The 21440-nt window shown below is 73.3% G+C and carries 18 protein-coding genes and 2 pseudogenes; 13 read left to right on the top strand and 7 right to left on the bottom strand.

The genetic code is table 11. From position 1 onward, the window contains the following. Position 1: 1 nt before the first annotated feature. The 4 genes and pseudogenes from AB0883_RS22880 to AB0883_RS22865 form a co-directional block, all read right to left on the bottom strand. The gene (locus tag AB0883_RS22880; RefSeq protein WP_366643225.1) at positions 2-1126 is read right to left on the bottom strand and encodes an alpha-hydroxy acid oxidase; all 1125 of its coding nucleotides are present in this window, start codon (positions 1124-1126) and stop codon (positions 2-4) included. Positions 1127-1347: 221 nt separating this feature from the next. Then, positions 1348-2265, bottom strand: a pseudogene (locus AB0883_RS22875) (alpha/beta hydrolase); the annotation flags it as partial. A gap of 86 nt (positions 2266-2351) precedes the next feature. After that, a pseudogene (locus AB0883_RS22870) lies at positions 2352-2651 on the bottom strand (cytochrome P450); the annotation flags it as partial. Positions 2652-2716: 65 nt separating this feature from the next. After that, positions 2717-4018, bottom strand: coding sequence for an SGNH/GDSL hydrolase family protein (locus AB0883_RS22865; RefSeq protein ID WP_366643223.1), 1302 nt, complete (start codon positions 4016-4018; stop codon positions 2717-2719). Positions 4019-4290: 272 nt separating this feature from the next. Here AB0883_RS22865 and AB0883_RS22860 point away from each other — a divergent pair, with 272 nt between their 5' ends. The 5 genes from AB0883_RS22860 to AB0883_RS22840 all read left to right on the top strand — a co-directional run bounded on the left by AB0883_RS22860 (position 4291) and on the right by AB0883_RS22840 (position 8988). Beyond that, the gene (locus tag AB0883_RS22860) at positions 4291-5886 is read left to right on the top strand and encodes an AMP-binding protein (RefSeq protein ID WP_366643222.1); all 1596 of its coding nucleotides are present in this window, start codon (positions 4291-4293) and stop codon (positions 5884-5886) included. Further along, positions 5883-7118, top strand: a complete 1236-nt coding sequence (locus AB0883_RS22855; protein WP_366643221.1) for an MFS transporter — start codon at positions 5883-5885, stop codon at positions 7116-7118. Before AB0883_RS22860 ends, AB0883_RS22855 begins: the two co-directional genes overlap by 4 nt. Positions 7119-7128: 10 nt before the next feature. Further along, entirely contained in the window at positions 7129-7524 is a 396-nt protein-coding gene (locus AB0883_RS22850; RefSeq protein ID WP_366643220.1) for an MmcQ/YjbR family DNA-binding protein, read from the top strand. A gap of 95 nt (positions 7525-7619) precedes the next feature. Beyond that, positions 7620-8297 (top strand): SGNH/GDSL hydrolase family protein, encoded by a 678-nt coding sequence (locus AB0883_RS22845; RefSeq protein ID WP_366643218.1) that lies wholly within the window; start codon positions 7620-7622, stop codon positions 8295-8297. 34 nt (positions 8298-8331) lie between these two features. Beyond that, positions 8332-8988 carry a hypothetical protein gene (locus AB0883_RS22840; protein WP_366643217.1) on the top strand — a complete coding sequence of 219 codons (657 nt, stop codon included), beginning with the start codon at positions 8332-8334 and terminating at the stop codon, positions 8986-8988. Positions 8989-9284: 296 nt separating this feature from the next. Here the strand turns inward: AB0883_RS22840 and AB0883_RS22835 are convergent, their stop codons facing one another. After that, positions 9285-10028, bottom strand: a complete 744-nt coding sequence (locus AB0883_RS22835; protein WP_366643216.1) for an ABC transporter permease — start codon at positions 10026-10028, stop codon at positions 9285-9287. Beyond that, on the bottom strand, positions 10028-10759 hold the full coding sequence (locus AB0883_RS22830; RefSeq protein WP_366643214.1) for an ABC transporter ATP-binding protein: 732 nt from the start codon (positions 10757-10759) through the stop codon (positions 10028-10030). The genes AB0883_RS22835 and AB0883_RS22830 overlap by 1 nt, the downstream gene beginning before the upstream one ends. Positions 10760-10890: 131 nt before the next feature. On the opposite strand from AB0883_RS22830, the gene AB0883_RS22825 reads away from it, so the two are divergent. The 8 genes from AB0883_RS22825 (at position 10891) to AB0883_RS22790 (ending at position 20216) form a co-directional block, all read left to right on the top strand. Next, on the top strand, positions 10891-12816 hold the full coding sequence (locus AB0883_RS22825) for a histidine kinase (RefSeq protein ID WP_366643212.1): 1926 nt from the start codon (positions 10891-10893) through the stop codon (positions 12814-12816). After that, positions 12780-13427 (top strand): response regulator transcription factor, encoded by a 648-nt coding sequence (locus AB0883_RS22820; RefSeq protein WP_366643211.1) that lies wholly within the window; start codon positions 12780-12782, stop codon positions 13425-13427. Before AB0883_RS22825 ends, AB0883_RS22820 begins: the two co-directional genes overlap by 37 nt. Before the next feature lie 158 nt (positions 13428-13585). Further along, positions 13586-16222, top strand: a complete 2637-nt coding sequence (locus AB0883_RS22815) for a tetratricopeptide repeat protein (RefSeq protein WP_366643209.1) — start codon at positions 13586-13588, stop codon at positions 16220-16222. A 358-nt stretch (positions 16223-16580) separates the two neighbouring features. Continuing rightward, a complete protein-coding gene (locus tag AB0883_RS22810; protein ID WP_366643208.1) occupies positions 16581-16706 on the top strand; it encodes a lasso RiPP family leader peptide-containing protein in 126 nt (41 codons plus the stop codon). Between the two features lie 108 nt (positions 16707-16814). Further along, the gene (locus AB0883_RS22805; RefSeq protein ID WP_366643207.1) at positions 16815-18620 is read left to right on the top strand and encodes an asparagine synthase-related protein; all 1806 of its coding nucleotides are present in this window, start codon (positions 16815-16817) and stop codon (positions 18618-18620) included. A 23-nt stretch (positions 18621-18643) separates the two neighbouring features. Then, the gene (locus AB0883_RS22800) at positions 18644-18904 is read left to right on the top strand and encodes a lasso peptide biosynthesis PqqD family chaperone (RefSeq protein ID WP_366643206.1); all 261 of its coding nucleotides are present in this window, start codon (positions 18644-18646) and stop codon (positions 18902-18904) included. Further along, positions 18901-19320, top strand: coding sequence for a lasso peptide biosynthesis B2 protein (locus AB0883_RS22795; RefSeq protein WP_366643205.1), 420 nt, complete (start codon positions 18901-18903; stop codon positions 19318-19320). The genes AB0883_RS22800 and AB0883_RS22795 overlap by 4 nt, the downstream gene beginning before the upstream one ends. 14 nt (positions 19321-19334) lie before the next feature. Further along, positions 19335-20216, top strand: coding sequence for a cupin domain-containing protein (locus tag AB0883_RS22790; protein ID WP_366643204.1), 882 nt, complete (start codon positions 19335-19337; stop codon positions 20214-20216). A 55-nt stretch (positions 20217-20271) separates the two neighbouring features. On the opposite strand, the gene AB0883_RS22785 is transcribed toward AB0883_RS22790, so the two are convergent. Beyond that, positions 20272-21303 carry a phosphotransferase gene (locus AB0883_RS22785; protein ID WP_366643203.1) on the bottom strand — a complete coding sequence of 344 codons (1032 nt, stop codon included), beginning with the start codon at positions 21301-21303 and terminating at the stop codon, positions 20272-20274. Between the last annotated feature and the right edge of the window lie 137 nt (positions 21304-21440).

The raw sequence follows: 21440 nt of genomic DNA, 5'->3' as shown, positions 1-21440 counted from the left end.
CTCAGCCCTCCGTCAGCACGCGCAGCTCGCCGGCGGCCTCCGGGCCGGCGCAGCCGGCCAGCGCCAGGGCGTCGCGGAACTCGCCGGCCAGCAGCTCGAGCGCCGTCCGGGCCCCGGCCTCGCCGCCGGCGGCGAGCGCCCACAGCATCGGCCGGCCGACCAGCACCCCCCGCGCGCCGAGGGCGAGCGCGCGCAGCACGTCGACGCCGTCGCGAACGCCGCTGTCCAGCAGCACCTCGCACCGGTCGGCCACCGCCGCCACCACCTCCGGCAGCATGGTCGCGGTGGCCGGCGCCCCGTCGAGCTGCCGGCCGCCGTGGTTGGAGACCACCACGGCGTCCGCGCCGGCGGCCACCGCCAGCTCCGCGTCGCGCGGGTCCAGCACGCCCTTCACCACCAGCGGCAGGGCGGTACGGCCGCGCAGCCACTCCAGGTCGGCCCAGGTCAGCGCGGGCGCGAAGACCTCGCCGGTGTGGGCGGCGATGGCGGAGACCCCCGGGGTGGCGGTGTGCGCGAGGTCGTCCCGGCCGGCCGGCAGGTTGGCCGCCACGACGTGCGGCGGGATGGCGAACGCGTTGCGCACGTCGCGCCGCCGCGGGCCGAGGATCGGCACGTCCACGGTGACCGTGAGCGCGGTGCAGCCCGCCGCGTGCGCCCGGTCCAGCAGGTCCGCGACCAGGCCCCGGTCGCGCAGCCAGTAGAGCTGGAACCAGACCGTCGCGCCGGTCTCCGCGATCTGCTCGATCGGCACGCTGCCCAGGGTGCTCGCCACGTACGGCACGCCGGCCGCGCCGGCGGCGGCGGCCAGCGCCAGCTCCCCGTCGGGGTGCACCAGCCGCTGGTACGCCATCGGCGCCACGGCCACCGGCATGGCGTACGACGCGCCGAGCAGCCGCGCCTCGGTGCGCGGGGTGTGCACGCCGCGCAGCACCCGGGGCAGCACGGCCACCCGGTCCAGCGCGCGGCGGTTCGCGGCCAGCGTCGTCTCGGCGCCGCTGCCACCGTCGACGTAGTCCCACACGTCGGGCGGCAGCGCCGCCCGGGCCAGCCCCGCGAAGTCGGCCAGGCTGGCCGGCGACGGCTGCGCCACCGGCAGGTCCGACTTCGGCAGCACGCCCTCCACCATCACCGGTCTCCCTTCCCACCGGCGCCGCCCCCACTGGCGGTCGCCGCGCTGCCGGCCGATGCGCCGTCCGTCGCGCCGGCGGCAGTCGCCCCGGCGGTCGCCCCACTGCCGGCCGGTTCGCTGCCGGCCGGTTCGCCACGCGCCTCGCCGCCTGCCGCCACGCCGAGGGCTCCGTCACCCACCGCGCCGTCACCCGGTGTGCCGTCACCCGGGACGCCGAGCCGTCCGCGCAGGAACGCGGCGGCCTCGTCCTGGGCGCGCCGGCCGTCGTCGAACGCCGCCGGCATGGCGAAGAAGCCGTGGATCATTCCGGCGTACCGGGTGAGGGTGGTGGGCACCCCGGCGTCGCGCAGCCGGTGCGCGTACCGCTCCCCCTCGGCGCGCAGCGGGTCGTGCTCGGCGGTGATCACCAGCGCCGGCGGAAGGCCGGTCAGGTCCGCGGCGAGCAGTGGCGACGCCAGCGGGTGCCGCGCGTCGGCGGGGTCGGGAAGGTAGTGGCCCCGGTACCAGGCGATCGAGCGGCGGTTGAACAGCAGCGGGTCCTCGCCGGCGCCGTCGGGTTCGGCGCTCTGGTCGGTGTTCGGGTACACCAGCAGCTGGGCGGCGAGGCGGGGCCCGCCGCGCTCGCGGGCCAGCAGGGTGACGGCGGCGGCGAGGTTGCCGCCGGCGCTGTCCCCGCCGACCGCCACGCGCCGCGGGTCGACGCCGAACTCCTCCGGGTGCGTGGCGAGCCACCGGGTGGCCGCGTGGCAGTCGTGCACGGCGGCGGGGAAGGGATGCTCCGGGGCCAGCCGGTAGCCGACGGTGACCACCTGGCAGGGCACCGCGTTGGCGAGGCGCCGGCAGATGCCGTCGGCGGTGTCGACGCTGCCCAGCGTCCATCCGCCGCCGAAGAAGTAGACCAGGGTGGGCAGCGGCCCCTCCCCCGCCGGTCGGTGGATCCGCACCGGCAGGTCGCCGGCGGGGCCGGGCACGTGCGTGTCGCGTACCTCGTGCACCGGCTCGACCGCGCCGCCGCCGGCGCGGATCGCGGCGAGGTCGGCGGCGCGGGCCTCGGCCAGGGTCTGGGTGTACAGCGGCGGGGTGCCGGCCGCCTCGCGGGCGGCCCGGTACGCCGCCACCTGCGGATGGACGCTCACGCGGGACCTCCTCGGGGATGCACCGTCAGCTTGTCGACGGCGCGCAGGAAGAGGCTGCCGCTGTACGTCGGCGCCCCGGCGATCCTCGCGAACACCGCCCGCATCCGGGTGTGCTCCGGCGGGTTGACGAACATCATCGAGGTCTGGAGCGTGGGCAGCACCTCCTGCTCCCGCCAGCCCGGCGGGGCCTGCTTGTACCACCGCGGGTCGCGCAGCACCTGGCTGACCAGGTCGTAGCCGACGGCGACGGCGGCGACCGAGCGGTGTCCGGCGCGCGCCGGCACCGGGCTGACGGGCCCCAGGCGGTGCAGGGCGGCGTAGCAGGGGTACGGGTCCTGCCGGCCCTCGTCGCCGTAGAGACGGGTCAGCAGCTGGGTGACGTCCACGGTCCTCCGGTCCCCCCATCGACGGCGCCGCGGGCGGCGGGGGTCGCCCGCCGCCCGCGCCGGTGTCACAGGCCGAGCAGTCGCAGCGGTACGGCGTTCGCCAGCGCCTGGTTGCCGGCGTCGTTCGGGTGGATGTGGTCGCCCGAGTCGTACGCGGGCAGCAGCCGGCTCGGCTGCGCCGGATCGCGCAGCACCCGGTCGAAGTCGAGCAGCCCGTCGAACTCGTCGCTGCCGCGCAGCCACGTGTTCACCGCCTGCCGGGTGGCCTCCTTCTCGGGCGTCCACACCCCCGGGTTGCCGTGCCCCTCGTACGGGGTGAGCGTCGCCCCGAGACTGCGCAGGCCGCGCGCCTTCACCTGCTGGTTGATCTGCCGCAGCGAGGCGATGATCTGCTCGGCGGAGTCGCCCGACATCCAGACGTCGTTGATGCCGAGGTGGGTGATCACGGTTCGGGCGTCGGTCTGCGCGAAGACGTCCTCGTCGAGCCGGGCCAGGGCGTTGGGGCCGAGTTCGTGGTAGCCGGGGAAGCCGCCCGCCCCGGGCTCCGGGCCCTCGTGGTTGAGCCGGTTGCCGGCGAGGCTGAGGTTGAGCACGCCCGGGGTGCGTACGTCCGGGCGGGCGTCGATGAGCCGGTCGGCGAGCAGGTCGGGCCAGCGCTTGTTGGCGTTGACGGTGCTGCCGTTGCCGTCGGCGATGGAGTCGCCGAAGACCACCACCGAGCCGGGGCTGTGCCGGCGCTGCACGTCGACGCCCGACAGGAAGAACCAGCAGCAGTTCGGCCGGATCGTGAACCCGGCCCCGCCCGCGGCGGAGGTCAGGTCGGTGGCGCCGATGAAGTTGGTCTGCCGGGACTGGCCGTGGAAGGTCACCGGCCCGGTCGGGGTCGGGAAGTGCACCGTCAGCACCAGGTCCTGCTGGTCGCCGACGGGCAGCGCGACGGGGTCGCTGACCAGCTCGGCGCCGCGGTTCATGGTGGCCGAGGTGGCGCCGCCGAAGGTCAGCGTCCGCAGGGTCGAGGTGTCGATGTCGGACAGGTCGTCGGGGGTCGCGGTGTTCGGCTTCGCGACGGTGGCGCGGCCGACCCGCACGGCCTGCTCGCCGTAGGAGTTGCTCAGCCGGACCCGGAACCGCTCTCCGCCGACGGTGGTGTGCACGACCATCCGCACGCTCTGGTCGTTGAGGCCGTTGTTGGTCAGGCCGGTCGCGTTTCCCCTGGTGACCGCGGCGGCCCAGCTGCCCGCCCAGACGGTGCGTCGGTGGGACGCCCCGGGGTCCGACGGGCCGGCGCTGGCCACCATCGCCGGGGTGCCGGCGACGAGCAGGGCGGCGGCGGACGCGACGACATGCCATCTCTTCGGAGTCGACATTGAACCTCCATCGTTGGCAGCCCAGGGCCGTCCGCTGACGGCACCGCCTGGACGATGGTCCAGAAACCTAGCCGTCCCGTTTCACGACCGTCAATCAACCTGATCGACGCGATCAAATGTCCTCCGGTCCGGCCGGAGCGCCGTTCAGGCCCTGTCCGGTGACAGCCGGTGGTACCTACGCTCACGGACGGCGGCGGTGCGGTCGCCCGGCCGCCGCGCCGTCCCGGGCTGCCCGGCACACGGCAACACTTCTGCGGCGAGGGGGCTGTCGGATGACCGACCGACCGGAGCGACGGGCCGGCTACGTGCACCGGGCGCTGGAGCTGTTCGCGGGCTTCGGCGACCGGGAGGCGCTGGTCGGAAACGGACACCGGCTCAGCTACGCCGAGGTCGCCGCGCAGGTGCGCGGGCTGGCCGCGACCCTGCTCGGGCACGGCGTACGGCCGGGGCAGGCGGTGCTGCTCGCGCTCGGCAACCCGGTGGAGGGGCCGCTGGTGCAGCTCGCCCTGCACCTGCTGGGCTGCCGGACGATGTGGGTCGCCCCGGTCACCTCCCGCCGGGAGGTCGACGAGTTCGTCCGGCTGGCGCGTCCCGACGCGTTCGTCTACGACGCCCGGGACCCGACCGGCCTCGGCCCGGAGCTGGCCGCCGGGCTGTCCGGCGTACCCGTGCTCTGCCTCGGCCCGGGCGGCGCGGGCCCGGACCTCCTCGCCACGGCCGCCCGCGCCGAGGCGGTCGACCTGCCGGCCGAGGTGCCGGCGCCGGAGTCCTTCCTGCAGACCAGCGGCACCACCGGCACCCCGAAGCTGGTGCACCACCGGGAGAGCTTCTACGCGCAGATCCTCGCCCTGGCCGCCGACTTCCGCGCCGCCGGCCATCCGCCGCTGCGACACCTGTCGCACTCGCCGATGTGGCTGGCCAGCGGCCAGATCACCACGCTGTTCAGCCTCTTCACCGGCGGGGTGCTGTTCCCCCGCGACGGCTGGGATCCCGCGCGGTTCATCGCCACCGTCGACCGGGAGCGGGTCAACTCGACCTTCGTCACGCCGCCGATGCTCTACGAGGTGCTCGACCACCCGGCCCTCGACGGCGCGGACTTCTCCGCCATGTTCATGTTCAACGTGGGCGCCGGGCCCGCCGCGCCCGCCCGCCTGCGCCAGGCCATCGCCCGCTTCGGGCCGGTGCTGCGCATCGTGTACGGCCTCAGCGAGGCCGTCGTGGTCACCGCCCTGCCGGGGCTGACCGACGACCCGGCGCACCCGCAGCGGCTGCGCTCCTGCGGGCGGCCCTACGGCGACGTACGCGTCGAGGTCCGCGCCGAGGACGGCACGGTGCTGCCGCCCGGCGCCGACGGCGAGGTGTGGGTGCACACCGACCTGCGCTTCGCCGGCTACCACGGCCAGCCCGAGCTGACCGCCGAGACGCTCGTCGACGGCTGGGTCCGCACCCGCGACGTCGGGCACCTCGACGCCGACGGCTACCTCTACCTCGTCGACCGGTTGCAGGACCGCATCCTCACCCGGCGGCGCAGCTGGCCGATCCACTGCCGCCCGATCGAGGACGTCCTGGCCGGGCACCCGCAGGTGCGGGCGGCGGCGGTGATCGGCGTGCCGGACGAGGCGGCGGGCGAACTGCCGTACGCCTACGTGGTGCCGGTGCCCGGCGCGACGGTGACCGCCGGGGAGCTGATCGACCTGGTGACCGCCGAACTCAGCGACACCTGGGCGCCGGGCGGGGTCCAGTTCGTCGACCGGCTGCCGCTCAACCGCTCGGCCAAGGTGGACAAGCGCGCGCTGCGGGCCCGCCACGCCGCGGACCACCCGACGTCGGTCGAGCACCCGGAGGCGTCGATCGGCAGCCTGGCGTGACCCCCCGGCGGGAACTGACCGTCCTGGTCGCCGCCGACCTGATCTCCAACCTGGGCAGCCGGATCTCGGTGGTGGCCATCCCCTGGCTGGTGCTGGAGACCACCGGCAGCCCGGCGAGGATGGGCGCGGTGGCCGCCGCCGAGACGCTGCCCTACCTGCTCTCCAGCGCCCTGGGCACGCCCTGGGCGGACCGGATCGGGCTGCGCCGCACCTCCGTCCTGGCCGACGCCGGCAGCGCCGCCCTGATGGTGGCGGTGGCCCTCACCCCGTGGCTCGGGTTCGGCGCACTGCTCGCCCTGGTCGCCCTGGTGGGCGCGCTGCGGGGCGTCGGCGACCGGGTCAAGCAGGTGATGTTCCGTCCGGCCGCCGAGGCCGCCGGCGTCCGGCTGATCCGGCTGACCTCCGTCTACGACGGGTTGGGCCGGCTGGTCACCCTGCTCGGCGCGGGGCTGGGCGGGCTGCTCGTCTGGTGGTTCGGGGTGACGCAGGCGCTCCTCATCGACGCCGCCAGCTTCGCCGCCTGCGCCCTGCTGGTCGGCCTGCTGGTCCGGCCGCTGGCCGAGGCGTCGGAACCGGCGGCGCCGGAGCGGTACCTGCGCGCGCTCGCGGGCGGGTTCCGCCACCTGGGCCGCGACCGGATGCTGCTGACCATGCTGCTGGTGATCTCGGCGCTGAACATGGCGGTCAACGCGAGCATCGCGGTCTACATCCCGCTCTGGGTGGCCGACGTGCTGCGCAGCCCCGCCGGGCTGGGCCTGCTGCTCGGGGCGTTCTCGGCCGGCGCGCTGCTGGGCAACCTGCTGTTCACGGCGTACGGGCCCCGGCTGCCCCGGTACCTGACCTTCGTGGTCGGCGCGGCGCTCGGCGGCGCCCCGCGGCTGCTGGTCCTGGCGCTGAGCGAGGAACTGGCGGTGGTGCTGGCGGTGACGTTCGCCTCCGGCATCGGCATCGCGGCGGTCAACCCGCTGCTCGGGGTGGCGATCTACGAGCGGGTGCCGGCCGCCCTGCAGACCCGGGTGATCGGGCTGGCCGGGTCGCTGGCGTTCGCGGGCCTGCCGGTGGGCGCGCTGCTGGGCGGCTGGTCGGCCACCGCGCTCGGCCTCGTCCCCGCCCTGCTGGTCATGGCGGCTTTCTGCCTCGTCGTCACCCTGCTGCCGCTCCTGCCCGGACTGCGTCCACGGTCCACCGCCGCGCCGGCCGAGCGGGCGCCGGGTGTCGTGGGTCGGGCGTAGGGTCGCGGACATGGCCACGTGGGAGGACGTACGCCGGATCGCGCTGGGTCTGCCGGAGACGGGCGAGCACCGGTCCTACCAGGGGGCGCCGGCGTGGAAGGTCCGCGACAAGGCGTTCGTCTGGGAGCGACCGCTGCGCCGCGCCGACCTCGACGCCCTGGGGGCGGCGGCGCCCGACGGTCCGGTCCTCGGCGTACGGGTGCCGGACCTGGGGGCGAAGGAGGCGCTGCTCGCCGACGACCCGGCCGTCTACTTCACCACCGGGCACTTCGACGGCTACCCGGCGGTACTCGTCCGACTCGACCGGATCGACCCCGACGAGCTGGCGGAGCTGATCGTCGAGGCGTGGCAGGACCGGGCGCCGAAGCGGCTCGCTGCGGCCTACCGGGCAGAGCGGCAGGCGTGACCCGACCAACGCACCGTTCCCGCTGCCGTCACGGCTCACCCGGGGTCGGGCGACGGACCCTGTTCCGCCCGCCCGGCGTGGGCTAGCGTGCCGGCATGCCATCGACGTTGACCGAAGCGACGGATCCGTGGTGCCTGCGCGACGGGGAGAGCGCGGCGCTGCTGCGCGACCACCCGTGGCGGCGCTTCGCGGTGCTGGGCGACAGCGTGGCCGAGGGGCTCTGCGAGGCCACCGACGGCTATCCCGACGTGCAGTGGGCCGACCGGATCGCCGCCGAGCTGCGGGCCGTCCGGCCCGAGCTGGCGTACCTCAATCTGGGCCTACGAGGGCTGCGGGCGCACGAGGTGCGCGCCGCCCAGCTCGCCCCGGCGCTGGCGTTCCGCCCCGACCTGGCGCTGGTGGTCTGCGGCGGCAACGACGCCTTCGGGCGGGGGTACGACGCGGACGCGGTCGACGCGGAGCTGACCGCGATCATCGAGGCGCTACAGGCCGCCGGGGCGGACGTGATCACCGTCGGCATGTTCGACGTGTCGCTCAGCCCGGCCGTGCCCGAGCGGCACCGGGCCGGCCTGGGCGAACGGATGCGGCGGCTCTCGGCGCACACCGGGGCCCTCGCGGAACGGCTCGGCACCCTGCACGTGCGCCTCACCGACCATCCGCTCGCCGCCGACGCGTCGATGTACAGCAGCGACGGCCGGCACGGCAGCGCCCGCAGCGACGCGGTCGCCGCCGCCGAGACCGTCCGCCGCCTCGGCGCCCACCTCGCGCTCTGACACGGCATCGACCAGCCGGTGACGCGGCTCAGCGGTGCTGGACCCACACGTTCGGTTCGGTGCAGGTGCCCCGGTCGAGGTCGCGGTCGACGCGCAACAGGCCGAGGCCGTCGGGAATGACGTAGTCGCCGTACCGGTGCTCTCGGCCGGAGGAAGTGAATACCATCGCTGGGTGAAAATCACCGATCCCCGGCTCGTACGGGACGACCGGCCGATCGAGCGGGCGGAGTCGCTCACCCTCCCCGCCGAACTGGCGGCGCTCGTCACCCAGGTCCACGGCGTCGGGGCCGTTGACTCGTTCGAGATCCCGGCGGACTACGGCGATTTCGTGCGTACCCACGGTGGCGGCCTTTGGACCCTGAACGAGGACGGTGCCCCGGACGCGTACGGGCGGAAGGTGTACCGGTTCTCCTGGGCGCTCACAGCCACCGCTGGCCTCTACGAAAAGACCCTCGAGCGCCTGGCGGACGAGGATATCCCGGAGTGGGAGGGCCCGGCGGCGGTCGCGGCGATGCGGGAGGCCGGTGTGTGGCTCGAGATCGGCGGGGTCGGATGGCGGCACCTCCACTTCCTCTGCTGTGACCGGTCCCGCACCGAATTCGGGCAGGTCTACGACGTCAACGATGGTGATCCGTCGACCGGACTGGCCCCCGACAGAGTATGGGGCAGCTTCCGCGAGTACATCGCCTGACGACATCCCTCGGTACGCGTCGCCGCAGCTCAACCAACCGGCCGCACCGCGACAACTGGATCAGCGTGGCGACGGCACCAACCTGGACGTGGTGTGACGGTGTAGTGGCCACGCTGGAGGCGGGCGACCCTGCCCACCGGCATCGCTCGGTCGGCCGACGTGGCGCAGCTGGGCACCCTGGTCGGCCTGACCCGCTGACCGCGCCTACGCCCGACGTGCGGGTCTGCCACACGGGCACCATGAGGGACGGACAGTCCCCCGCCCGCCCCTCCCCCGTCATGGCGCCCGGTCGCGGCTCACTCCCAGCGGAAGTAGCGGGCCGCCAGCCCGCCCAGCACCACGGTGAAGGCCACCATCACGGTCAGGTGCAGCAGCGTTGGCCACGAGCCCGCCCAGGCGTCCTGCACGGCCAGGGACGCGGCGCCCAGCGGGGTGAAGTCGGCGATCTTCCGCACCAGGTCGGGCATCTGCGGCCCCGGCGTCCACACCCCGGCGAAGAACATCATCGGAAAGTAGATCAGCTGGCCGACCCCCGACGAGGCCCGGGCGCTCGGCGTGACCGCCGCCACGAGCAGCGCGACGGCGCACATCGCGCCCGCCCCGAGCGTGAACGCCAGCACGAGGCCGACCGCGTTGCCGGGCGGCGGGACGTCGAAGACGGTCGCCGCCACCAGCCAGGCCAGGCCGCAGGCGAGCAGCAGTGCGCCGACGTTCACGGCCACCTGTGCGACGAGCAACGCCGTCGGCGAGACCGGGGTGGTCGCCAGCCGGCGCAGGACGCCCCGCTCGCGGTAGCTGGCCACCACGGCCACCAGCGTCACCATCGTCACCGTCGCGATGGCCAGCGTCATGGTGATCGGCAGGTAGACCTCCACGGGGCGCCGGCCGTCCAGCTCGTCCGACGGGTCGCGGGTCCCCGGCATGGCCAGGCCGAGCACCAGGATCAGCAGGGCCGGGAACGCGATGGCGAAGAACGTGCCGACCGGATCCCGGAGGAACAGCTTCGCCTCGACGCGGACGATCTTGGAACGGGCGGTCATCAGAGGCTCCTGGCAGAGGTGAGGGAGAGGATCGCGTCCTCGAGAGTGGGCCGTTCGACGCCGGGCACCTGGGCACCGGCGATCAGGTTGCGGGGAGTGTCGACGGCGACGACCCGGCCGGCCACGACGACCGCCAACCGGTCACACAGCCGCTCCGCCTCGTCCATGAAGTGGGTCACCAGCACGACCGTGACGCCACGGTCCCGGACCTGCCGGACCAGCTCCCACGTGTCCCGCCGCGCCTGCGGATCCAGCCCCGTGGTCAGCTCGTCCAGGATCGCCACCGACGGGTTGCCGACCAGCGCGAGCGCGATCGACAGCCGCTGCTTCTGGCCGCCGGAGAGCTTCGCGAACACCGTGTTCCGTTTGGCGGCCAGGCCCAGCTCGTCCACCAGCGCCCGCCAGTCGGCCGGATGCGGATAGAACGAGCTGTACAGGTCGAGCGCCTCCCACACCTTGATCCGATCCGGCAGCTGACTCTCCTGGAGCTGGATGCCCAGCTTCTGCCGCAGCGCCGCGCGGTCCCGGCGCGGCTCCAGCCCCAGCACCCGTACCGTGCCGGAGTCCGGGGTCCGGAGTCCCTCGATGCACTCCACAGTGGTGGTCTTGCCGGCGCCGTTCGGGCCGACGAGCCCGAAGATCTCGCCCTCGTCCACGCTCAACGACACGTCGGCGACGGCGATCTGGTCGCCGTACTGCTTGCGTAGGTTCGTCACCTCGATGACTGGCATGCCGACGACGGTAGGAATCTCGCAGGGCCGGGAGAATGGGCTCAACTGCCTGGTAGAGGTGTACCCAGCCCCACCCCCGGTCGGTACCCTCCCCCAGTGCGGCGGCGGTCGGTGCGACGAAGACTCGACCCATGACCCGCTTCGCGCTCGCCGTGCCACGCTGCGTCGCCCTGGTCGTGCTGGGCGTGGCCGGGTTCGCCTACGGGCACCTCCTCGTGGTCGGCGCCACCCTGGTGATCGCCTATCCGCTCGCCGTCTCCGGCCAGTTCCGGCTGACCGCGCTGGCGCGCCGGCTCGCCCGTGCCTGGGCCGGGGCCGACCTGCCCGACCCCGTCCGGTCGCCGCCACGCGCACCGCACCGGCGCGAGGACGGCTGGTACGCCCACGAGGGCACGTTGTTCCGGTCGCCACGGCTGCCGGCGTTCCTGCTCAAGCTGGACCAGCACGCGAAGGACCCGACGCTCAGCCGGGAATGGCTGTGGCTGATCCTCACCCCGGTCACCGGCGGGCTCCCGCTCCTGGTGCCGCCCGCGTTGCTCGCGGCCGGCGTGTTCCTGCTCGCCTCTCCTCCCTGGGATCCCGCGTGGTCGGTGCCGGTGGCTGCCGGGGCCGTCGTGGCCGCGTTCCTGCTCGCGCCGGGTGCGCTGCGGGCGTACGGGCTGTGGGCCGGCGTGCTGCTGGGGACCAGGGAGCCGCCGCGGACGGCGGTCGGCCGGTGGGTCACCCGGACGTCGGCCGCGACCTGGCGGGGGGCCGGCCTGGCCGGGCTCTCCCTCGCCGCGTTCGGCGGTCTGCTGCTCAACCTGCTCGCCGCAGCCGTGTCGTGGGGCGGGCTGCTGCCGTACACCCTGCCGGTCACGCGGTCACCGGTGCAGCTCTACCGGCGCCACGTCGGCCGGTGGACGGGCACCGACATGCCCGCACCGTACCGGCCGTACCCGCCGTCGCCCAGCCCCGCCGAGGACGGCAACTACCGGGTCGGGCGGGTCCTGTACACCGACCTCCCGGCGGCCATCCAGGGCCAGCGGCCGGGGTGGTTGTTCGGCGACCCGGCCACCTGGCGGGACCAGCTGTGGTCACTGGGCTCGGTCGTCCTGGCCCCGCTCTCGTTCGTCCCGGCGGTCCTGGTCGCAGTCGGGTTCTACGGCCTGTTCTGCCAGCCCCTGACGTGGGTGGGCTGGGCGGTGCCGATCGGCCTGCTCACCGGCTACTGGGCCACCCCCTTCTACCTGTGGTTCGGCATCGAGCACGTCGGCCTCGTCGCGCCGTGGCTTCCGGACTGGGCGAGCATGCCCGGCGGGCTGGTCATGGCGCTGCTCGGGCTCGGCCTGGCCAGCCCACTGATGAGGCTGCGGCTGTCGTGGGACCGGCTCCTGCTCACCCCCACGGCGGCCACCGTGCTCGCCTCGCGGGTCGCACACCTCGCCACCACCCGGGCCGACGCCGTCGACGTGCAGGCGGCCGAACTGCGCCGCATCGAACGCGACCTGCACGACGGCGCCCAGGCCCGGCTCATCGCCGTCGGGCTCGGCCTGGCCGCCGTCGCACGGCTCATGGAGACCGACCCGGTGCGCGCGCGGCGGCTGCTGGAACAGGCGCAGGAGACGTCCGCCGCCGCGCTGGCCGAGCTGCGCGACCTGGTACGCGGCATCCACCCGCCGGTGCTCGCCGAACGCGGACTCGGCGACGCGATCCGGGCGATCGCGCTCGACACCCCGCTGCCGGTGGACGTGGACGTCGACCTGCCCGGCCGGCTCGACGCGCCGGTCGAGTCCGCCGCCTACTTCGTCACCTGCGAGGCCCTCACCAACGCGGCCCGCTGCGCGGCCCACATCTCGGTCTCGCTGTCCCACCGCGACGGGATGCTCCGGATGGTGGTGACCGACGACGGTCCCGGCGGGGCCGACCCGGCCAGGGGAACCGGGCTGCGCGGCATCCAACGGCGGCTCGCTACATTCGACGGGACCCTGACCCTGCACAGTCCGCCCGGCGGGCCCACCGTCGTCACCATGGAGATCCCGTGCGCGTCGTCCTCGCCGAGGACCTCCACATCCTGAGGGATGGGCTGGTCCTGCTCCTCGAAAGCCACGGCTTCACCCTCGCCGAGGCCGTCGGCGACGGGCCGGCACTGCGCGCCGCCCTGGCCCGGCACCGGCCCGACGTGGCCATCGTCGACGTACGGCTGCCGCCGACCTTCACCGACGAGGGTCTCCAGGCGGCACTGGCCGCCCGGCGTGACATCCCCGGCCTGCCGGTGCTGGTGCTGTCCCAGCACGTCGAGCAGCTCTACGCCCGGGAGTTACTGGCCGACGGGGCCGGCGCGGTCGGCTACCTGCTCAAGGACCGTGTGCTGAACGCCGACCAGTTCATCGACGCCGTACGCCGGGTCGCGTCGGGCGGCACCGCGATGGACCCCGAGGTGATCGCCAAGCTGCTGACGGCCGGTGGCACCGCCTCGCCCCTGGCTCGCCTCACGCCACGCGAGCGGGACGTCCTCGAACTGATGGCCCAGGGGCGTTCCAACGCCGCCATCTCGCAGCGACTGTTCCTCAGCGAGAGTGCCGTGGGCAAACACACCGCGAGCATCTTCGACAAGCTGCGTCTCCCCCCGTCCTCCGACGACAACCGCCGCGTCCTCGCCGTCCTCGCGTACCTCAACGACACCTGACTTCCTGCTCTCTTTCTCTGCGACGTGGAGCTGTCACCACGCACCGACACCGTCGCGACCCTCGCCACCGCACGCCCCGCCGCCACCGACACTGACGTCACGGCTCAGGCGAGCTGGTCCAACCATGCGGATGGCCCTGCATGATAGGCGTCGATAGGATGCGTTCCGTGACGACACCGCTACCCGGACCAGGCTCGACGAGGACAGCAGCAGAGTTCGTCGCCCGGTTGCGCGGTGTGAAGGCGTGGTCCCGGCTCTCGTACCGGGCGCTCGAGCGGCGGGCACGGAAGGTCGGCGACCAGTTGCCGGCGAGCACCGTCGCGACCTCGCTCAATCGGGTCTCGCTGCCGTCGGAGGAGGTGGTCGCCGCCCTCGTGCGAGCCTGCGGCGGCGATCCGGCGACCGTGCGCGAGTGGGTGGACGCCCGCCGCGCGCTGGCCCTGCCCGACCACTTCGTGTCAGCCGTGGACACAACCGGAGATGCCGCCGACCCGTCCGCCGAGCCGGGCACGGCGCCCCCGGCGGCGGCACCCGCCGGGCCCGACCCGGGCAGGCACGGCGGCCACCGTCCGGACGGGCCGGCCGTCCGGCAGGTGGCCCCCTGTCTGCTACCGCCGGACCTGCCGTTGTTCGTCGGTCGGGACGGCGAGCTGTCCGAGACGCGTCGACTGCTGGACCAGGCCGCGTCCGGGCCGGTGACGATGCTGGTCAGCGGGCCGGCCGGCATCGGTAAGACCGCCTTCGCGGTACGCCTCGGGCACCTGCTCGCCGCGCAGTTCCCGGACGGTCAGCTCTACGTCGACCTGGGAGGATTCGGCGACGAGCCGCTGGAGCCGATGACGGTCCTCGGCGCCTTCCTGCGCGCGCTCGGCGTGCGCGGGGGCGCGGTGCCCCCGGACCTGATGAGCCGGATCCATCTCTACCGCACCCTGCTGGCGCAGCGGCAGATGCTCATCATCCTGGACAACGCGGCGACCACCCGGCAGGTCACCGACCTGCTGCCCAACGGCGGCCGGTGCGCCGCCATCGTCACCAGCCGCACCACGCTGGCCGACCTGGGCAGCCGCCGCCTGTCCCTGGGCACCCTCGACCCGGCCGCGGGGCTGGCACTGCTGGGTGAGATGTTGGGTCGCGAGCGGGCCGCCGCCGAACCCGACGCGGCCCGCTTCATCGTGGAGACCTGCGGCGGTCTGCCCCTCGCCGTGTGGGTGGCCGGGGCGCGGCTGGCCGCCCGACCGCACTGGCCGCTGGCCAAGGTCGCCCAGGCACTCGCCGACGAACAGCGCAGGCTCGACGAGCTGGCCGTGGGCGACGTCGCCGTACGGGCCAGCCTCGAACTCACCTACCGGGGAATGCCCCCGACGGCCCAGCAGGCCCTGCTGATGCTCAGCCTGTCGCCCGGGCCGGACTTCGCCGCGTGGACGCTGGCCGCACTGCTCGACACCACCCTCTCCGACGCGGAAGCCATCCTCGACGACCTGGTGGAGGTGCACCTGGTCGAGATCGGAGCGGTCGGTGCCAGTGGATTCCGCTACCGCCTGCACGACCTCGTGCGGCTGCTCGGCCGGGAGCTGCTGGAGCGGGAGGTGCCACGGCGGAGCCGGACGGAGGCGCTCACCCGGCTGCTCGGCGCGAGCCTGCACCTGACCGACCTGACCGCGGATGCCCTGGGGGCGGACTTCCAGGGCGGCCCACAGGCCCAGATGGTGTCCTGGCGGCTCCCGGCGACAGACACCGACCAGTTCGTCGCCGACCCGGTGGCCTGGTTCGACGACGAGCGCCGCTTCCTCATCGCCCTGGTCGACCAGGCGCTCGACGACGCCGAGACCGGATCGGCCGTCGGGCTGGCCGCCGGCCTGGCCGCCGCGATGACCACCTTCTTCCAGGTCCGCAGCCACTTCGACGAGTGGGAACGGCTCCAGAGTCAGGCGCTCAAGGCCGCGCTGCACGCCGCGGATGAGCGCAGCGCCGCCAGGCTCCACCGCTGCCTCGGCGAACTCACCACGATCCTCGACCGGTACCCGGAGGCGCTGGTCCACTTCGAACAGGCCCTGCTGCTCGCCCACGGTCAGGATCCCGCCTTCCAGGCCAGCGCCACCGCCGGCCTGGCGTACGTGCACCGGCTGCTCGGCCGGTACGACTCGGCGGTGCGTCACTTCGAAGAGGCCGTCGAGCTGGCCCAGCTCGCGGGGAACGTGAACTGTCTCGTCTACGCCACCAACGGCATCGGCGTCATCGACCTGGAACAGGGGCGGGTCGACGCCGCCCGGCAACGGTTCGAGGAGTGTCTGGGTGTGAGCCGGGCCGCCGGCTACCGGCCCGGTGAGGCCCAGGCGCTGCGCTGCCTGGGGCAGAGCCACCGCGCCCTCGGTGCCTACCCGGCCGCCACCGACTGCTTCCGACGGGCCGCCTCGATCAGCGAGGAACTCGGCGACCGGCTCACCGCGACCCATGCCAACTGCTGGCTCGGCGACGTCCTGGTCCGCCAGGGCGAGCACGGCGAGGGACGTCGGCTGCTGGCCCGGAGCCTGTGGACCTACCGCGAGTTCGGCAACCTGTGGGGTGAGGCGGCGGCGTCGTACGCGCTGGCAGAGGCGCAGCTCGCCGCCGGCCACCCGGCGCAGGCCCGCCGGCGGGCGGAGGCCGCCGTGGACCTGTGGCGACGGGTGGGTTCGAGGAGTTGGCTGGCGATCGGCCTCGACACCCTTGCCGAGGCGCACCGCCTGGCCGGGGACCCGGTGGCCTCGTCCCGGATCCGGGACGAGGCGACGGCTTTGCGGGCCGCCCAGGCGTGACATCCGCAGCCTGCGTGTCCCGCAGGCCCTGCCAGGGAGACATCGCCCGGCGGACGAAGGCGCGTGGTGCGGCTGGTCGTTCGCCCTGCGATCGTGCCGGCGGCGCGACTTCCTTTTCGCGGCGGTTGCCGATACGCACTGCCTCTGACTCGTCTCCGGCACCGTCCCTCGACGCGGCAGACGATCGCTGAATCAGGGCGGAAGCGCCGCTGTTCGAGATTGCACGGAACGCGCTGAACGCCGTTCCGCACACAACCGAACGGCGTCGGGCATTGCCCACGAAACGCAATGGCGGACATCCTTGTTTCCAGGTTCCTCCGATTCGGGAAGGAACCCGATATGGAAGGGGGTGAAAAGCATGGACGCGACTGCGGAAACCCGCTACGAGGCTCCGATGCTGGTCGAGATCGGCGGATTCTCCGAGAAGACCCGCTGGGTCAACGTCGGGTGGCTCCCGGACCTCTACGGCACGTTCGGGGGCTGATCCCCTGAACACGGTCCGGTCGTCGGCGGCGCTGTTCCGGCCGTCGGCGACCGGGCCACCACACGGGCGCGGCACCAATGCCAGGCCACCGACAGTTGGGAACCGACCATGGAGTTCGTCGTCCTGCCGGACCACCCCGTCGCCGACGAGGTGAGCGCCCGGCTCCCCAGCAGGTACCGGGAGAACACCCTCCACCACCACTCCGGTCGCCCCTGGCTGATCGGGCGCTGGCCCGCCGGCGCCGTCGTACACGCCGAGGCCGGCGGGTCGAAGATCGTGCTGCTCGGCTCGGCGCACACCACGGAGACGGTGCTTACGAGGCAGCTCGAAACGGCCGGCAGTCTGCGGGAACTGGACGCGGTGGCGGAGCGGACCCCGGGCTGCTTCCACCTGGTCGCCTCCATGAACGGAATGGTAAGGGCCCAGGGAAGCCTCTCCACCGCACGGCAGCTCTTTCACACGTCGCTCAGCGGCGCCACGGTGGTGGCGAATCGCATTTCCGTGCTCAGCGAACTGCGAAGGCTGACGCTGGCTGAGGAACACCTCGCGATGAGCCTCCTGTCGTACGCACCGCCGTGGCCCTTGAACGAGCGGAGTGTGTGGCGCGAGGTCGACTGCGCTCCCTTCGCCCACTACCTTTCCCTGAGCCCCGCGGGATCCGTCGAGTCAGTACGGTGGTGGTCCCCGCCCGAGCCGGAGCTCCCCGTCGACGTGGCAGCCCACCAGTTCCGGGAAGGACTCCTGGCGGCGATCGCCGCGCGAGCGGACAGGTCGTCGGTCATCGGTGCCGACCTCTCGGGCGGAATGGACTCGACGAGCCTCTGCTTCCTCGCCGCCCGGCAGGACCGCCCGCTGGTCACCATTCGTCGCCAACCCATGGACCCGACGAATCCCGAGGCGACCGTCGCCAGCCGGGCGGAGGCCGCCCTGTCCGGCGCGAAGCACGTCCTTCTCGACAGGGCCAGCGCCTCGATGTTCTACGACTCGCCCGACCGTGACGATCTCGACGTCGACGGCCCACCGCCGTTCATCGCCACCAGGAGCCACATCGAGGACGTCGCCCGGATAATGGCCTCGCACGGGGTGACCAGACACATCCAGGGGCACGGCAGCGACGAACTGGCGGCCACCGGAACGACGTACGTGAACGCGATCGCACAACACGACCTGATCGGTTCCCTGCGATCCGTCCGCGCGATTCGCGCCATGCGGCGTTGGTCGCTTGCCACGACATGGCGAGTCATCCGCGCGTTTCCGCCCTATGCCGAATGGTTGCACCGCTCCGCCGACGAACTGCTCTCCGGACCGAGCTTCGAGTCGCAGGTGGGTTGGGAGCCCGCTCCGGAACTTCCGACGTGGGCGACCCGGGAAGCCGCCGAACTGGTCCGGGAGACGATCCGCGGGTCGGCGGCGATCGACCCCCGACCACTTTCACCGATCCCCACCCAGCACGAGATACTGCGCTCCGTCCTCCTGAACGGTTCGAGCGTGCGCTTCGCGAGCGCACTCGGGGAACGTTTCGACGTGACCTTCGAAGCCCCGTTCATCGACGACCGGACGGTGGAGACGGCCCTGTCCGTCCGTCTGGCGGACCGGTACGTGCTCGGCCGTACCAAGCCCCTGTTGGTGACCGCCCTGCGCGGCATCGTGCCGGACTACGTCTTCGACAGGACCGCCAAGGGTCACTTCACCATGGACACCTACGTCGGCCGGAAGCACAACCTCGGGAAGTTGCGTGAGATGTGTGAGGAGTCGCGTCTCGCCGCGATGGGGCTGATCGATCGCGACAGCTTCCGCCGGTCGCTGTCGGAAATCATGCCGGACGCCGCGAACATCAACCGGCTCGAACGCACGCTGGCCTGTGAGGCGTGGCTCCGGTCCTTGCCGCCCGAGATCGGCCCACCGCGGCCGTGATCCAACGAACCAGGAGGCCCTCGATGGCAGGAATAGCGTTGTCCCCGTTCGTCACGATGATCGAGTCCGAGGACGGGATGGTGTTCCTGAACACACGGACCGGACGTTACTGGCAACTGAACGGCACGGGTTCGGAGACACTCCGCCTGCTGCTGGGCGGGGAGACCGTGGAATCGACGGCGAGCCGGCTCCGGGAGAAGTACCCCGACGCGTCCGACCACGCCGAGTCGGACGTGCACGAACTGGTGCGACAACTACGTGCCGCGAGGTTGATCGCCCGATGAGCGCACCGGTGGTCAACGAGAGGGCTGTCGCGCCGCCGCTGTGGATCCGACCACCGGCGAGGCTCGCGGTCCTGCTGGCCCGGGTCATCGCCAGACTGACCCCCGAGCGCCAGTTCGCGCTGCTCAAGGCCGTTCGCCTCGGAGCCCGCGCGTGCAACGTGGACGAGGCGCACCGGGCACGCAACGCTGTCGTCTTCGTCAGCGTGATGTGCACGGGGCCGTGGTGTCTGCAGAGGTCGATAGCAGCCGCGCTGTTGTGCCGGCTGTGCGGTACCTGGCCGCAGTGGTGCGTGGGGGTGCGGACGGAGCCCTTCCGGGCCCATGCCTGGATCCAGGTGGCGGGCTCGCCGGTGGACGAGGACGCCGAGCAACTCCGCTACTTCCACGAACTTGTGATGATCGGGCCCCGCTCGTGATGGGAGGCGCCGGGATGGCGACGTTACGGGGATTCGACCTGCTCACGACGGAGGACTCGATGATCGACGCCGCCTGGGGATCCCGGACGAGCCCGATGGCGGTGGCGCCGTCCTTCCTCGCGTCGATCGATCAGATCACCATCGACCGGTTGCTGGAGGAGAGGTCGCTCAGGCCGCCGTACGTCTCCTTCGCCCGCGAGGGCAGGCAGCTGCCGGACCACGAGGTCACCATCGGGGGGACGCCGTCGGCAGCGGGACACAGCGGGCTCCTGGACAGGGCGAAAGCCAGATCGCTCGTGGCCGACGGGGCCACCGTGATGTTCTACCAGGCTCACCACTGGATCGACTCGTTGGGCACGATCGCCGAGCGCATCTCGTCGGCGCTGCGCGCGCGCTGCGGCGCGACCGTGTTCCACACCCCGGCGGACAGCCCCGGACTCGCGTGGCACCGGGACGCCCAGCACGTGTTCGCCGTGCAGCTGGCGGGCGCGAAGGAATGGCGCGTGGAGAGGAACGCGCCATCGGGCTGGTGGTCGTCCGGTGCCCTCGTCGAAGGCCCCGGAACCGATGTCGGACACGTCATCCTCCGCTGCGGCGAGGCGCTCTACATGCCGCCGGGGGTCGCGCACACCGCACGTGCCACCGACGAGCCCAGCACCCATGTGTCGTTCGTCGTCGAGGAGCCGGAGACGAAGGACCTTCTGCTCGCGATGTTCGAACGCGCCGCGCAGGGCGTCCGGACCAGGCTCGCGGCGGGACCGGTCGCGGAGCGGAGTGCGCGCGCGGCGACCATCGCCCGCGAGTTCGTCTCGGCCGTGCGTGAACTCGACACCGGCGAGGTGCTCAGGATGGTGGAGGAAGACGCGATGGAGACAGGGTGGCCACCCTCTCGTTGATCGTGGGGGATGCGGGCCGGCCCACGACCGGTTCTCGTCCGGGCGAACCGCACGGTCAGCTCGGCCGGGCGAGCTGGTGCAACGTCCGGGCGACGTTGTGCTCGACGATGGCGCGCATGCCGGCCCGGTCGGGAAAGTCGCCGTCGAGCAGGCGCAACGGGCCCGCCACCAGCGACAGGTGTGTCGCGAGCCGGTAGAGGCACAGTCGGTGTCCGTCGAGCCCGTCGACGGCCAGCGCCGGATAGGCGTCGCCGAACCGTAGTTCGAGGAAGGCGTGCTCCCACTCGACGTCGAGGAACATCGCGCCCTCGATGTCGACGAGCACCGGGTGGTTCCGCTCGTCCACGAGCACGTGGTCCGGCCCGAGTTCACCGTGGATCAGGCCGTACCGGGAACGGGGCGCCACGGCGGCCCAGCGCTCGGCGAGGGCGTCGGCGAGGCGTTGCCGCACGGCGGCGATCCGCTCCACCCGGGCGGCGGCCTCGGCCAGGTCCCGCAGCGCCCGGTCGAGCACGACCCGCTCCACCGGCCGGCCGGGCGTCGGCCCGTCGAGCCCCGATGGACCCGGCCCGTCGAGACCCGGCCGGCCGTACCGGTCGCGACGGCGCGCATGCATGCTCCGGACGGCCTCGCCGAGCCGGGCCAGCACCGCCTCGGCCCGTCGCGGGTCACGCTCCCGCAGGTGCTGGAGGGTGCCACCCCGGACGTCCTCCACCACCGCCACCTCGCCGGCCACGAGCCCTGCCGTGGGGGCGAGCAGCAGCCGGGGCACCCGCACCCCCGCGGCGCTGAACTCCCGGTGCGCCGTGGCGAACAGGCCAGCCCCGGTGGCGTGCCCGAAGAGGTCGTCGGGCTCCGAGGCCGCCCGCGTCGGCCAGTAGTCCTCCGCCGGATGCCACACGTAGGCGACACCGGTGGACCCGTCGTCGAGGGTCAGCCGGTAGACGCCCTTCTTCGTGCCGCCGGCCAACCGCTCGGCCGACACCAGCACCCGCCCGCCCCCGAACGCCGCCCCCGCCACCGCCCGCAGCTCGCCAACCGTCAACCCCACCCGCACCCACCCGCCCATCCACCCGAAGTTCCGCACCAGCCCGACACCACTCCCGGGAGATCCCGGCCCTCCGCAAACGTGGATCATGCAGTCGTGGTGCCCGGGTCATCCAGCCTCATCCACTGTGTACCCCACCACAACTGCATGATCGACGCGTCGGAGGGCCGGGGGTG

It is taken from the genome of Micromonospora sp. NPDC047812, from assembly GCF_040704175.1.
In the GTDB taxonomy this organism is placed as follows: domain Bacteria; phylum Actinomycetota; class Actinomycetes; order Mycobacteriales; family Micromonosporaceae; genus Micromonospora.
The sequence above is the reverse complement of the archived record's forward strand: the minus strand, read 5'-3'. Positions and strand labels throughout refer to the sequence as shown.